The sequence below is a fragment of the Actinocorallia libanotica genome, from assembly GCF_039525175.1.
In the GTDB taxonomy this organism is placed as follows: domain Bacteria; phylum Actinomycetota; class Actinomycetes; order Streptosporangiales; family Streptosporangiaceae; genus Actinocorallia; species Actinocorallia libanotica.
The window spans coordinates 1-510 of the sequence record NZ_BAAAHH010000133.1; the positions used below are offsets into that span (position 1 = coordinate 1).

General features: G+C 57.1%; 1 protein-coding gene. It reads right to left on the reverse strand.

The window, feature by feature from the left end; translation table 11 throughout:
- Positions 1-217 precede the first annotated feature (217 nt).
- A partial coding sequence (locus ABD140_RS40030; protein WP_344248321.1) for a hypothetical protein occupies positions 218-510 on the reverse strand: 293 nt, incomplete at its 5' end.

The following is a 510-nucleotide window of genomic DNA, read 5'->3' on the forward strand; positions in this document are numbered from 1 at the left end:
GCTCCGCCTGACACCAGCCCATGGCTGAGCCAGGCATGGACTGTCGCGACGCGCTGCGTCCGAGGCGCCCGGAATATGGGGCGGTTTGATTGAATTCACGTGCTCACACGATCGCTATTGTCTTCTCACGCGATCCCAGCGGCCAGATGGATCGACCGGCGCTGTGCGCATTAAACCGACCTAAACCTACGCTTGGTCATTCACCGCTCACCCGCAATCAATCATGGTTTACGGGCGGCACCTCAATCAGCGCACTGAAGAGGTTGCCGCCATAGGCGGTGATGCCAATGACCTGAAGAAAGTCGCCGATCAAGGCGATCTGTGGGTTAACGCGACACAATGGAATGTTCACAACCAAGCTCCACTCGACAAACTTCTGTTGATCAAGATCGAAAATGCCAACAAAAACCTTGCCGTCAACCGTCGCCACCGAAACGGCGCAACGAAAGTGATCCATCACCGCGAGCCCGGGCGCACCTGAGAGACACACATTTCCTGGCGCGACATGGG